The sequence below is a fragment of the Bacillus sp. EB106-06-01-XG163 genome (assembly GCF_058791615.1).
Map to the genome: position 1 here is coordinate 18,932 of NZ_JBYTDS010000018.1, position 12,728 is coordinate 31,659.

At 43.6% G+C, this 12,728-nt stretch carries 21 protein-coding genes; all 21 read right to left on the reverse strand.

The window, feature by feature from the left end; all coding sequences use genetic code 11:
- Nucleotides 1-28 precede the first annotated feature (28 nt).
- Nucleotides 29-214 (reverse strand): 30S ribosomal protein S14, encoded by a 186-nt coding sequence (gene rpsN / locus AC3WTF_RS17570; RefSeq protein ID WP_003156488.1) that lies wholly within the window; start codon nt 212-214, stop codon nt 29-31.
- A 22-nt stretch (nt 215-236) separates the two neighbouring features.
- Nucleotides 237-776 (reverse strand): 50S ribosomal protein L5, encoded by a 540-nt coding sequence (gene rplE, locus AC3WTF_RS17575; RefSeq protein WP_003156487.1) that lies wholly within the window; start codon nt 774-776, stop codon nt 237-239.
- 26 nt (nt 777-802) lie between these two features.
- A complete protein-coding gene (gene rplX, locus AC3WTF_RS17580; RefSeq protein ID WP_003156486.1) occupies nt 803-1,114 on the reverse strand; it encodes a 50S ribosomal protein L24 in 312 nt (103 codons plus the stop codon).
- 36 nt (nt 1,115-1,150) lie between these two features.
- On the reverse strand, nt 1,151-1,519 hold the full coding sequence (gene rplN / locus AC3WTF_RS17585) for a 50S ribosomal protein L14 (protein WP_007410404.1): 369 nt from the start codon (nt 1,517-1,519) through the stop codon (nt 1,151-1,153).
- Nucleotides 1,520-1,559: 40 nt separating this feature from the next.
- Nucleotides 1,560-1,823, reverse strand: a complete 264-nt coding sequence (gene rpsQ, locus AC3WTF_RS17590) for a 30S ribosomal protein S17 (RefSeq protein ID WP_003156484.1) — start codon at nt 1,821-1,823, stop codon at nt 1,560-1,562.
- A gap of 22 nt (nt 1,824-1,845) precedes the next feature.
- Nucleotides 1,846-2,046: a 50S ribosomal protein L29 gene (gene rpmC, locus AC3WTF_RS17595; protein WP_003156482.1), complete on the reverse strand. Its 201-nt coding sequence runs from the start codon at nt 2,044-2,046 to the stop codon at nt 1,846-1,848.
- Nucleotides 2,036-2,470, reverse strand: a complete 435-nt coding sequence (gene rplP / locus AC3WTF_RS17600) for a 50S ribosomal protein L16 (protein WP_003156478.1) — start codon at nt 2,468-2,470, stop codon at nt 2,036-2,038. Before rplP ends, rpmC begins: the two co-directional genes overlap by 11 nt.
- Nucleotide 2,471: 1 nt before the next feature.
- Entirely contained in the window at nt 2,472-3,128 is a 657-nt protein-coding gene (rpsC, locus tag AC3WTF_RS17605) for a 30S ribosomal protein S3 (RefSeq protein ID WP_003156476.1), read from the reverse strand.
- Between the two features lie 3 nt (nt 3,129-3,131).
- Complete coding sequence (gene rplV / locus AC3WTF_RS17610) at nt 3,132-3,473, reverse strand: 50S ribosomal protein L22 (RefSeq protein ID WP_003156475.1); 342 nt, start codon at nt 3,471-3,473, stop codon at nt 3,132-3,134.
- Nucleotides 3,474-3,489: 16 nt separating this feature from the next.
- On the reverse strand, nt 3,490-3,768 hold the full coding sequence (gene rpsS / locus AC3WTF_RS17615; protein ID WP_003156472.1) for a 30S ribosomal protein S19: 279 nt from the start codon (nt 3,766-3,768) through the stop codon (nt 3,490-3,492).
- Between the two features lie 57 nt (nt 3,769-3,825).
- The gene (rplB, locus tag AC3WTF_RS17620) at nt 3,826-4,659 is read right to left on the reverse strand and encodes a 50S ribosomal protein L2 (protein WP_003156470.1); all 834 of its coding nucleotides are present in this window, start codon (nt 4,657-4,659) and stop codon (nt 3,826-3,828) included.
- 31 nt (nt 4,660-4,690) lie between these two features.
- Entirely contained in the window at nt 4,691-4,978 is a 288-nt protein-coding gene (rplW, locus tag AC3WTF_RS17625; protein WP_003156467.1) for a 50S ribosomal protein L23, read from the reverse strand.
- The gene (gene rplD / locus AC3WTF_RS17630; RefSeq protein ID WP_007615239.1) at nt 4,978-5,601 is read right to left on the reverse strand and encodes a 50S ribosomal protein L4; all 624 of its coding nucleotides are present in this window, start codon (nt 5,599-5,601) and stop codon (nt 4,978-4,980) included. Before rplD ends, rplW begins: the two co-directional genes overlap by 1 nt.
- Before the next feature lie 27 nt (nt 5,602-5,628).
- The gene (rplC, locus tag AC3WTF_RS17635) at nt 5,629-6,258 is read right to left on the reverse strand and encodes a 50S ribosomal protein L3 (RefSeq protein ID WP_007410402.1); all 630 of its coding nucleotides are present in this window, start codon (nt 6,256-6,258) and stop codon (nt 5,629-5,631) included.
- A 39-nt stretch (nt 6,259-6,297) separates the two neighbouring features.
- Entirely contained in the window at nt 6,298-6,606 is a 309-nt protein-coding gene (gene rpsJ / locus AC3WTF_RS17640) for a 30S ribosomal protein S10 (protein ID WP_003156464.1), read from the reverse strand.
- Nucleotides 6,607-6,854: 248 nt separating this feature from the next.
- On the reverse strand, nt 6,855-7,820 hold the full coding sequence (locus tag AC3WTF_RS17645; protein WP_032867227.1) for an alpha/beta fold hydrolase: 966 nt from the start codon (nt 7,818-7,820) through the stop codon (nt 6,855-6,857).
- A gap of 103 nt (nt 7,821-7,923) precedes the next feature.
- The gene (tuf, locus tag AC3WTF_RS17650) at nt 7,924-9,114 is read right to left on the reverse strand and encodes an elongation factor Tu (RefSeq protein WP_007410400.1); all 1,191 of its coding nucleotides are present in this window, start codon (nt 9,112-9,114) and stop codon (nt 7,924-7,926) included.
- A 119-nt stretch (nt 9,115-9,233) separates the two neighbouring features.
- Nucleotides 9,234-11,312, reverse strand: a complete 2,079-nt coding sequence (fusA, locus tag AC3WTF_RS17655; protein WP_007410399.1) for an elongation factor G — start codon at nt 11,310-11,312, stop codon at nt 9,234-9,236.
- Between the two features lie 52 nt (nt 11,313-11,364).
- Nucleotides 11,365-11,835: a 30S ribosomal protein S7 gene (gene rpsG / locus AC3WTF_RS17660; protein WP_003156447.1), complete on the reverse strand. Its 471-nt coding sequence runs from the start codon at nt 11,833-11,835 to the stop codon at nt 11,365-11,367.
- A 39-nt stretch (nt 11,836-11,874) separates the two neighbouring features.
- Nucleotides 11,875-12,291, reverse strand: coding sequence for a 30S ribosomal protein S12 (gene rpsL, locus AC3WTF_RS17665; RefSeq protein ID WP_003156445.1), 417 nt, complete (start codon nt 12,289-12,291; stop codon nt 11,875-11,877).
- A 115-nt stretch (nt 12,292-12,406) separates the two neighbouring features.
- On the reverse strand, nt 12,407-12,655 hold the full coding sequence (locus tag AC3WTF_RS17670) for a 50S ribosomal protein L7ae-like protein (protein WP_003156443.1): 249 nt from the start codon (nt 12,653-12,655) through the stop codon (nt 12,407-12,409).
- Nucleotides 12,656-12,728 lie beyond the last annotated feature (73 nt).

The window sequence follows — 12,728 nt, forward strand, 5'->3', positions numbered from 1 at the left end:
ATAATTACCTCCTTCCCATTCTTGGGGATTACCAGCTGGCTTTTTTCACGCCAGGAATTTGTCCTTTATATGCAAGCTCACGGAAACAAATACGGCAAAGTTTAAATTTACGAATGACTGAGTGCGGACGTCCGCAGCGTTCACAGCGAGTGTACTCTTGCACTTTAAACTTTGGTGTACGTTGTTGTTTCGCAATCATTGACTTTTTAGCCACGATTTCGCCTCCCTTTCATTGATTATTTCTGGAACGGCATACCTACTTGAGTTAATAGCTCACGAGCCTCTTCGTCAGAGTTAGCAGTCGTTACGATAACGATGTCCATTCCGCGAACCTTTGTTACTTTATCGTAGTCAATTTCAGGGAAGATTAACTGTTCTTTGATACCAAGAGTGTAGTTTCCGCGACCGTCGAAAGATTTCTTAGAAATCCCGCGGAAGTCACGTACACGCGGTAAAGATACAGAAATAAGTTTATCAAGGAAATCATACATGCGCTCTCCGCGAAGAGTTACTTTCGCACCGATAGGCATTCCCTCACGAAGACGGAATCCAGCAATTGATTTCTTCGCACGAGTAACGACAGGTTTTTGACCTGCGATAAACGTTAATTCTTCAACAGCACTGTCGATTGCTTTTGCGTTTTGAACAGCATCACCGACACCCATGTTGATTACGATTTTTTCGATTTTTGGCACCTGCATAACAGAGTCGTAGTTGAACTTCGTCATTAAAGCAGGTGAAATTTCTTTATTGTACTTTTCTTTAAGGCGGTTCATGAGATAGACCTCCCTTCCTTTAAATACTATTTATCTAAGACTTGCCCAGATTTTTTTGCAACACGAACTTTTTTGCCATCTTCCACTTTGTATCCTACGCGAGTCACTTCACCTGTTTTAGGATCGAGCGGCATAACGTTTGATACATGAATTGGCGCCTCTTGATTAGAAATACCGCCTTGAGGGTTTGCTTGAGTTGGTTTAGAGTGCTTCTTCACCATGTTTACGCCCTCAACTAGAACGCGGTCCTTTTTAGGGAAAGCAGCAAGGATCGTACCTTGTTTGCCTTTATCTTTACCAGAGATAACCATTACTTTATCGCCTTTTTTCACATGCATCCTGATCGCACCTCCTTGAGTAAGGCATTTATTTCATTAGATAACTTCTGGAGCCAGAGAAACAATTTTCATGAAGTTGTTTTCACGTAATTCACGGGCAACCGGTCCGAAGATACGAGTTCCACGCGGGCTCTTGTCGTCACGGATGATAACACATGCATTCTCATCGAAGCTGATGTATGATCCGTCAGTTCTGCGTGCTCCGCTTTTTGTGCGAACGATAACAGCTCTTACGACTTCACCTTTTTTGACAACGCCTCCTGGTGTTGCTTGTTTAACCGTGCAAACAATTACATCACCAATGTTAGCCGTTTTACGTCCAGAACCGCCAAGAACTTTAATAGTAAGTACCTCACGCGCACCGGAGTTGTCAGCAACTTTTAAACGAGTCTCTTGTTGAATCATTATTTGTTACCTCCCTTCGGAAAAAGAATTCCGAACTTTATTAGATAATAACAGCTTCTTCGACAACTTCTACTAGACGAAAACGCTTAGTTGCAGATAATGGACGAGTTTCCATGATCTTTACGATGTCTCCGATTTTAGCTTGGTTATTTTCATCATGTGCTTTGAATTTCTTTGAGTATTTTACGCGTTTACCGTAAATAGGATCCTTTTTGTATGTTTCAACAACAACAGTGATGGTTTTATCCATTTTGTCAGAAACAACACGGCCTTGGTAAACTTTGCGTTGGTTACGTTCGCTCATGCTCACGACCTCCCCTCAGTGATTATTTGTTGGCAGCAATTTCTCTTTCACGAATCACAGTTTTCATGCGCGCGATAGCTTTGCGCACTTCACGAATGCGAGCAGTATTTTCAAGTTGTCCTGTCGCTAATTGAAAGCGAAGATTGAAAAGTTCTTCTTTAAGAGACTTTACTTTTTGTTCAATTTCAGCAGTGGTAAGGTCACGAATTTCATTAGCTTTCATTTGATTCACCACCAATTTCTTCACGTTTTACGAACTTCGTTTTAATTGGCAATTTGTGAGATGCAAGACGAAGAGCTTCACGAGCTACCTCTTCAGACACACCAGAAATTTCAAATAAAACTTTGCCCGGTTTTACAACAGCTACCCAGCCTTCAGGAGCCCCTTTACCGGAACCCATCCGTACCTCAAGCGGTTTAGCAGTGTAAGGTTTTGAAGGGAAAATTTTAATCCAAACTTTACCGCCACGTTTCATGTAACGAGTCATCGCAATACGTGCAGCTTCGATTTGGCGGTTTGTGATCCAAGAAGCTTCAAGAGCCTGGATACCGTACTCACCAAAATGTACTTCAGTACCGCCTTTAGCGCGACCGCGCATTTTTCCGCGATGCTCTCTGCGATATTTAACGCGTTTTGGTAATAACATATTATTTTCCTCCTTCCTCAGTTTTCTTCTTAGTAGGAAGAACCTCTCCACGATAGATCCAGACTTTTACACCAAGCTTACCGTAAGTTGTGTCAGCTTCAGATGTTGCATAGTCGATGTCAGCACGTAAAGTGTGCAATGGAACAGTTCCTTCACTGTAGTATTCAGAACGAGCAATGTCAGCTCCGCCAAGACGGCCGGAAACCATTGTTTTCACACCTTGTGCTCCAGCACGCATAGTGCGTTGGATTTGTTGTTTCTGCGCACGGCGGAAAGAAATACGGTTTTCTAGTTGACGAGCGATGTTGTCAGCTACAAGCTGAGCATCAAGATCTGCTCTTTTGATTTCAAGAATGTTAATGTGTACACGCTTGCCAGTAAGGCTGTTAAGGGCTTTACGAAGTGCTTCAACTTCAGATCCGCCTTTACCGATTACCATACCAGGCTTAGCAGTGTGGATCGTAATGTTAACGCGGTTTGCTGCGCGCTCGATTTCTACTTTAGAAACAGAAGCGTCAGAAAGGCGTTTGCTAATGAATTCACGAATTTTTAAATCTTCGTGCAGGAAGTCAGCGTAATCTTTACCAGCGTACCACTTAGATTCCCAATCACGAATGACTCCGATACGAAGACCGACTGGATTTACCTTTTGACCCACTACTTATCCCTCCTTCTTTTCTGATACAACGATTGTAATGTGGCTCGTACGTTTGTTGATTTGGCTCGCACGTCCCATAGCACGCGGGCGGAATCTTTTTAACGTTGGGCCTTCGTCAACAAATGCCTGAGAAATAACCAGATTGTTAGCGTCCATCTCGTAGTTGTGCTCAGCATTTGCGATAGCAGATTTTAAAACTTTTTCGATGATCGGAGAAGCAGCTCTCGGAGTTAAGTTCAGGATAGATACTGCTTCGCCTACTTGCTTACCTCGAATCAGGTCCATTACTAGACGTGCTTTACGAGGAGCAATACGGACTGTTCTTGCAACAGCTTTAGCTTGCATTTAAAAGCCTCCTCTCTTAGCGTCTTGTTTTTTTATCGTCACTGGCGTGGCCTTTGTAAGTACGAGTCGGTGCGAATTCGCCCAACTTGTGGCCTACCATGTCTTCAGAAATGAATACAGGCACGTGTTTACGTCCGTCATATACTGCGATAGTGTGACCGATAAATTGTGGGAAAATAGTTGAACGGCGAGACCAAGTTTTTACAACTTGTTTCTTGTCCGTTTCATTTAATTTCTCGATTTTTGTCATCAAGTGTCCATCGACAAATGGTCCTTTTTTCAAGCTGCGAGCCATTTTGGAACCTCCCTTCGTGATTGCACTACGGTCCGAAATGAACCGTAGACAACCCCGTTATTTATTTTTACGACGACGTACGATAAATTTATCAGATTTGTTCTTTTTCTTACGTGTCTTGAATCCAAGAGTCGGTTTGCCCCAAGGAGACATTGGTGATTTGCGTCCGATTGGCGCGCGACCTTCACCACCACCGTGCGGGTGATCGTTAGGGTTCATTACAGAACCGCGGACTGTAGGGCGGATGCCTTTCCAGCGAGAGCGTCCTGCTTTACCAACGTTGATAAGTTCGTGCTGCTCGTTACCTACTTGACCGATAGAAGCGCGGCAAGCAGAAAGGATCATGCGAACTTCACCAGAGTTAAGACGTACAAGAACGTATTTGCCTTCTTTACCAAGAACCTGAGCAGATGTACCAGCTGAACGTACAAGCTGTCCGCCTTTACCAGGTTTTAATTCAATGTTATGCACAACTGTACCAACAGGGATGTTGATAAGCGGAAGTGCGTTACCTACTTTGATGTCAGCTTCAGGGCCGGACATGATTTCAGTACCTACTTGAATTCCTTTTGGTGCAAGAATGTAACGTTTTTCTCCGTCTACATAGTTGATTAGTGCAATGTTAGCTGAACGGTTTGGATCGTACTCAACTGTAGCAACGCGTCCAGGTATACCATCTTTATCGCGTTTGAAGTCGATAACACGGTATTGGCGTTTGTGTCCGCCACCTTGGTGACGTACAGTCAATTTACCTTGGTTGTTACGTCCGCCTTTTTTGTGAAGGGGCGCAAGCAAGGATTTTTCCGGCTGGTCAGTCGTGATTTCAGCAAAATCTGAAGTTGTCATGCCACGACGTCCGTTAGAGGTCGGTTTATACTTTTTAATCGCCATTTTGAATTTCCCTCCTTCTTTTTACAGATAATTAAGCTTCAAAAATTTCGATTTCTTTGCTGTCTGCAGTAAGTTTTACGATCGCTTTTCTGCGACGGCTAGTCATACCAGTGTAGCGGCCGACACGTTTTGATTTCCCTTTGTAGTTCATGATGTTGACTTTGTCAACTTTCACTCCAAAGATACTTTCAACTGCATCTTTCACTTCTGTTTTATTAGCTCTTACATCAACTTCAAAAGTATATTTTTTTTCAGTCATTAAATCAGCAGAACGTTCAGTAATGACGGGGCGCTTAAGAACATCACGAGGATCTTTCATTATGCAAGCACCTCCTCTACTTTTTCAACCGCAGCTTTTGTAATCAGAAGCTTCTCGTGGTTGACAACGTCTAACACGTTGATTCCGTTAGCTTGAACAACTGTAACTCCAGGGATGTTGCGTGCAGAAAGAGATACTGCTTCGTTTGCATCCGCAGTTACGATTAAAGCTTTTTTCTCAACAGATAATCCTTTAAGGATAGCTGCCATTTCTTTTGTTTTAACCGTATCAAGAGTAAGATCTTCAAGAACAATAATGTTGTTGTCGTTCACTTTAGAAGACAATACTGATTTGATTGCCAAGCGGCGAACTTTTTTAGGTAATTTGTAAGAATAGCTGCGTGGTGTTGGGCCGAATACGACACCACCTCCGCGCCATTGCGGTGAACGGATTGAACCTTGACGGGCACGACCTGTACCTTTTTGACGCCATGGTTTGCGACCTCCGCCGCGTACTTCAGAACGATTTTTTACTTTGTGAGATCCTTGACGTAAGGAAGCTCTTTGCATAAGAATAGCGTCGAATACTACGCTCTCATTTGGCTCAATTCCAAATACAGACGCGTTTAATTCGATATCACCAGCAGTAGAACCGTTTTGGTTGTATAATGCTACTTTTGGCATGATCAATTTCCTCCTTTCCTAAGAGACTTATTTAGATTTAACAGCACTTTTAACAGTGATTAAAGTTTTTCTCGCACCAGGTACGTTACCTTTAATCAAAAGAAGATTGCGCTCAGCATCTACTTTTACGATTTCAAGGTTTTGGACAGTGATTTGATCTCCGCCCATGCGTCCAGGTAATAGTTTACCTTTGAATACACGGTTAGGATCTACAGGTCCCATTGAACCAGGACGACGGTGGTAGCGTGAACCGTGAGACATAGGTCCGCGAGATTGTCCGTGGCGCTTGATTGCACCTTGGAAACCTTTACCTTTAGATACTCCTGTTACATCTACGATTTCTCCTGCAGAGAAAATTTCAACCTTGACTTCCTGACCAATTTCATACGCATCCATATCCACGCCGCGTAATTCTTTAACGAAGCGCTTAGGAGCAGTTTCCGCTTTTGCAACGTGTCCTTTTTCCGGTTTGTTTGAAAGCTTTTCACGCTTATCGTCAAAACCAAGCTGGATCGCTTCATAGCCATCATTTTCAGCTGTTTTCTTTTGAAGAACAACGTTTGGAGCTGCTTCAATAACAGTTACCGGGATAAGATCACCGTTCTCTGCGAATACTTGCGTCATACCAATTTTTCTTCCTAAGATTCCTTTGGTCATTCGTCACACCTCCTATTAAGATCATTCTATATTTTAGAATTAAAGTTTGATTTCGATATCGACACCAGATGGTAAGTCTAATCGCATGAGAGCATCAACAGTTTGTGGTGTTGGGTTCACAATGTCGATTAAACGTTTATGTGTACGCATTTCAAATTGCTCACGAGAATCTTTGTATTTGTGCACCGCACGAAGGATTGTGTAAACTGATTTTTCAGTTGGCAACGGAATCGGACCAGATACGCTGGCACCAGAACGTTTTGCCGTTTCAACAATCTTCTCTGCAGATTGATCAAGGATTCTATGATCATATGCTTTTAAACGAATACGAATTTTTTGTTTTGCCATTATTTTCCCTCCTTTTCGCCTACATCACGTTAGACAGTTCTCCGTGAGAAAAACCTGATCACCTTGCCATGGCAAAGCGGCCGGGTGTGTCAGCAACCTCTCACTTCATCGCAGTCAAAGACCAACATACACTATTATACAGAAAATAGACGCATGTTGCAAGGTTTATTTAAAGAACCTTGTGGTTTTCACACTTTGATTATTATACAGGTGATACCATGATTAATCAAGGATATGCCTGTTTTCTTTCAGAGATGGAACGATGCGAACCGGCTGACAACTTCGGCAAAGCGATCCGGTTCCTCCAAGTGAGGCGAATGGGCTGAGTTCTCAAACCAATGCCATTCTTTATACGGCGCATCAACCTTCTGATAATATTCATAAGACGTCGTCCCCGGGACCGTCAAATCGTATCTCCCTGACATAAAACAGCACGGTATTATAATAGAAGAAACTGATTCTCCGGCATCAAAGAAAATGAGATCCTCCCACAGGTGTTTCAGGCTGAACATTTGCCCCCGCGCGGCTAAGAAGCTCCCCCTCACACCGTACGGTTCACCAAACAGCATTCGCCCCCCTGCTTTAAGAGCACCGATCGGATGATGGGTAAAGCCCCCTCCCCTCATCTCGATACAAAGCAGAAATAACGATCGCTGCAGCTGTTTCTCCCATGGAGGCGCTCCGATAAAGCGCAGCGTCTTTTCCAGCAGGAAATGTTTGCGTTGCCTGCTCCATTCCATCATCAGCCGGTAAGCTTCCATTTCTTCCTTTTGAATATTAACCACCTGACTGATACCGATATACCCATAATACAAATCAGGTCTCTCTTGAAGAACATGAAGCGCCAGAACTGAACCCCACGAATAGCCGGCGATATATATTTTTTGCCTGCTGAATTGCTTGCATAGGCGTTCGGTCAAATGAATGGTATCGGCTGTCAGCTGATCCAAGGTCATAGATGAGCCCGGAATTTCCTTTGAATAAGAGAGACCCGCCCCTCTCTGATCCCAGTTCACAACGGTGAAATGCTTTTCCAGCTTATTCTGGTATTTTCTCGCATAGCCGATTTGAGGAGTGCCGGGACCGCCGTGCAAAAACAAAAGCAGCGGATTACTCCTGTCATCACCATTAATCATAATGGTTTGTTCACTGCCATTAATCAGCAATTGCTGAAGCATTGAAATACGATTGGTTTTCTTGAAGTTATCGTTCATCGGTCTGCTCCTAAAATTTGTATACGTTCTATTATACATGGAATCAGCGGGGAAACAAAAAAACGAGGCCCCATAAGGGACCCCGCATTAATGAACGAGTCGATTACTCAGTGATTGTAGAAACAACGCCTGAACCAACTGTACGTCCGCCTTCACGAATAGAGAAACGAGTTCCTTCTTCGATAGCGATTGTAGAGATAAGTTCAACGATCATTTCAGTGTTATCTCCAGGCATAACCATTTCTACGCCTTCTGGAAGATTGATGATACCAGTTACGTCAGTTGTACGGAAGTAGAACTGAGGACGGTAGTTAGAGAAGAATGGAGTATGACGTCCACCCTCTTCTTTAGAAAGAACGTAAACTTCAGCTTTGAATTTGCTATGTGGAGTGATTGTACCTGGTTTAGCAAGTACTTGTCCACGTTGGATATCTTCACGAGCTACACCGCGAAGAAGCGCACCGATGTTGTCTCCAGCTTCAGCATAGTCAAGAAGCTTACGGAACATTTCAACACCTGTAACAGTTGTTTTGCTGTTTTCTTCTTGAAGACCGATGATTTCAACTTCGTCACCGACTTTAACTTGTCCGCGTTCTACACGGCCAGTAGCAACTGTACCACGACCAGTGATTGAGAATACGTCCTCAACTGGCATCATGAATGGTTTGTCAGTGTCGCGTTCTGGAGTTGGGATGTACTCGTCAACTGCAGCCATAAGTTCAAGAATTTTTTCTTCGTACTCAGCGTCACCTTCAAGAGCTTTAAGAGCAGAACCTTTAACAACTGGTACATCATCACCAGGGAAGTCGTATTCGCTAAGAAGATCGCGAACTTCCATTTCAACAAGCTCAAGAAGCTCTTCGTCGTCTACCATGTCGCATTTGTTAAGGAATACTACGATGTATGGTACACCAACGTTTTTAGAAAGAAGGATGTGCTCACGAGTTTGTGGCATTGGGCCATCAGCAGCAGATACTACAAGGATAGCTCCGTCCATTTGCGCAGCACCAGTGATCATGTTTTTAACATAGTCAGCGTGTCCTGGGCAGTCAACGTGTGCATAGTGACGAGTGTCAGTTTCGTACTCAACGTGTGCAGTAGAGATTGTGATACCGCGCTCACGTTCTTCTGGAGCACCATCAATTTGATCGTACGCCATAGCTGTACCTTTACCAGATTTCTTATGAAGTACTGTTGAGATAGCAGCAGTTAATGTTGTTTTACCATGGTCAACGTGTCCAATTGTACCGATATTGGCATGTGATTTGGAACGGTCGAATTTTTCTTTAGCCATTCTAAAATCCTCCTTAAGAGCTTTTAATTAGTAATGTATAGAGTGATAGAAAGTGAAAGCAAGCTTTCACTTCCTCATCTTACAATAGTAGTTATACTTGAGTTAAGTGGCAAAATCAATTATTCGCCTTTATTTTTTTTGATAATTTCTTCAGCGATGCTCTTCGGCACTTCTTCGTAGTGATCCATGAACATTGTGAACGTACCGCGTCCTTGCGTGTTAGAACGAAGGGCAGTAGCGTAACCGAACATTTCAGCAAGAGGTACCATCGCACGCACAACTTGAGCGTTACCGCGAGCTTCCATACCTTCTACGCGTCCGCGACGAGAAGTAACATCACCCATGATGTCTCCCATGTATTCTTCAGGAATAACAACTTCAACTTTCATGATTGGTTCAAGAAGAACTGGGTTACATTTGCTGACTGCATTTTTCAATGCCATAGAAGCAGCAACTTTAAACGCCATTTCGTTTGAGTCAACATCATGGTAAGATCCATCAAAAAGTTTCGCCTTGATGTCGATTAGCGGGAATCCGGCTAGGACACCATTTTCAAGAGAGTCTTCAAGACCTGCTTGTACGGCTGGGATGTATTCACGAGGAACAACACCACCGACGATTGCGTTTTCGAATTCAAAGCCAGCGCCTTCTTCGTTCGGTTCAAATTCGATCCAAACGTGACCGAACTGACCGCGTCCGCCTGATTGACGTACGAATTTACCTTCAACTTTTGCACCGGTACGGAATGTCTCACGGTACGCAACTTGAGGAGCACCAACGTTAGCTTCAACTTTGAACTCACGCTTCATACGATCAACAATGATATCAAGGTGAAGCTCACCCATACCAGAGATGATTGTTTGACCCGTTTCAGGGTTTGTTTGTGTACGGAATGTAGGATCTTCTTCAGCAAGTTTCGCTAAAGCGATACCCATTTTATCTTGGTCAGCTTTTGATTTAGGCTCAATCGCTACGTCGATAACAGGCTCTGGGAATTCCATTGATTCAAGGATTACAAGATCCTTCTCATCACATAGAGTATCTCCAGTAGAAGTATCTTTTAGACCTACAGCAGCTGCGATGTCTCCAGCGTAAACAGTAGAGATCTCTTCACGGCTGTTAGCGTGCATTTGAAGGATACGTCCTACGCGCTCACGCTTGCCTTTTGTAGAGTTCTTTACATATGAACCGGAATCAAGTGTACCGGAATATACGCGGAAGAATGTCAGCTTACCGACATAAGGGTCAGTCATAACTTTAAATGCAAGTGCAGAGAATGGCTCTTCATCAGAAGAATGACGAACGATCTCTTCATCTGTGTCAGGACGTACACCTTTGATTGCAGCAACATCAGTTGGCGCAGGAAGGTAGTCAAGAACAGCATCAAGTACAAGCTGAACACCTTTGTTTTTGAAAGCAGATCCAACAAGTACAGGGTAGAATTCAACATTCAGTGTACCTTTACGGATAGCAGCTTTCAGTTCAGGGATAGTGATTTCTTCACCTTCAAGGTACTTTTCCATAAGCTCTTCATCAAGCTCAGCTACAGCTTCAATCAGGCTGCTGCGAAGCTCTTCAGCTTGCTCTTTGTACTCTTCAGGGATTTCTTTCGCATCTGAACGAGTTCCAAGGTCATCTTCGTAGAAATACGCAACGTTTTCTACTAAGTCGATGATACCTTCGAAGTTGTCTTCAGCGCCGATCGGCAATTGAATTGCGTGAGCGTTAGCTTGAAGACGGTCTCTTAAAGTGCCTACAGAGTAAAGGAAGTCTGCGCCGATTTTGTCCATTTTGTTGACAAATACAACGCGCGGCACTCCGTAAGTTGTTGCTTGGCGCCATACTGTTTCTGTCTGAGGCTCAACACCTGATTGAGCATCAAGTACGGCAACCGCACCATCAAGTACACGGAGTGAACGTTCAACTTCAACTGTGAAGTCTACGTGTCCCGGTGTATCGATGATGTTTACACGGTAACCTTTCCACTGTGCAGTCGTTGCTGCAGAAGTGATTGTGATACCGCGTTCTTGTTCCTGCTCCATCCAGTCCATTTGCGAAGCACCTTCGTGAGTTTCGCCAATTTTGTGGATACGGCCTGTGTAGAACAAGATCCGTTCTGTAGTAGTCGTTTTACCGGCATCGATGTGAGCCATGATCCCGATATTACGAGTTTTTTCTAAGGAGAACTCTCTTGCCATTGGGTAATTTCTCCTTCCTTATTAGGGAATTATTATTTTGATTATATGAATCCTACCAGCGGTAGTGAGCAAATGCTTTGTTCGCTTCTGCCATCTTGTGAGTGTCTTCACGTTTCTTAACGGCAGCACCAGTGTTGTTAGCTGCATCAAGAATTTCGTTAGCCAGGCGCTCTTCCATTGTTTTTTCTCCGCGAAGACGCGCATAGTTAACCAACCAGCGAAGACCAAGAGTTGTACGGCGTTCAGGACGAACTTCTACAGGCACTTGGTAGTTAGCTCCACCTACACGGCGTGCTTTTACTTCAAGTACAGGCATGATGTTTTTCAATGCTTGTTCGAAAACCTCCATTGCATCATTGCCAGTGCGTTCTTTAATGATATCGAATGACTTGTATAGGATTGTTTGAGATTTACCTTTTTTACCGTCGATCATCATTTTGTTGATCAGGCGGGATACCAGCTTAGAGTTGTAAAGCGGATCAGGTAAAACATCTCTTTTTGCTACAGGACCTTTACGTGGCATCTGAATATCCTCCCTTCATAGTTTTAATGATTTATTTGATTACTTTGCTTTAGGACGTTTCGTACCGTATTTAGAACGGCCTTGCGCACGGTTTTCAACTCCGGCAGTATCAAGCGCGCCACGAACGATGTGGTAGCGTACCCCCGGTAAGTCTTTTACACGTCCGCCGCGGATCAGTACAACGCTGTGCTCTTGCAGGTTGTGACCGATACCAGGAATGTAGGCAGTAACCTCGATTCCGTTAGTCAAACGAACACGAGCATATTTACGAAGTGCTGAGTTCGGTTTTTTCGGTGTCATTGTACCCACACGAGTACATACCCCGCGTTTTTGTGGAGAAGATACGTTAGTGTGCTCTTTTTTAAAGCTGTTGTATCCTTTGTTTAGTGCAGGTGACTTAGAGTTTTCAACTTTGCTCACGCGTCCCTTGCGAATTAGCTGATTAATTGTAGGCATGTTGTGTTCCTCCCTTCATTACGTTTTATAACCCACATACCCAGGTGGTTCATCATTAGGCAAAAAACAATGTCTTTACACAAGATTGATATCTTATATAAAAACAAAAAGTACGCTATAACATAATGGCAACAGCTGCTGCTCCCACTTCAATTCCGCAGGCTTTGCCGAGCTTTTTCATGGAATCCACCATACAGACAGCGGTATTTTGGTTCTTTGCAAGCTGGATAACGCCAGCTGTAAGAACTGAATCCGCGTCTTTTGCCACGACGACTTCCTTCACTGAACCTCGTTTTAGAGCTTTCACTGTTTGCTTCGTACCAATAATAATTGATTTGGCCTGTGATACTTTATCATAAGACATAAACATATCCTCCAAAGTAACAGGTTTTATTTCGAGCACCTTGGTTATATTATCACTCTGCGGGACGGATGTC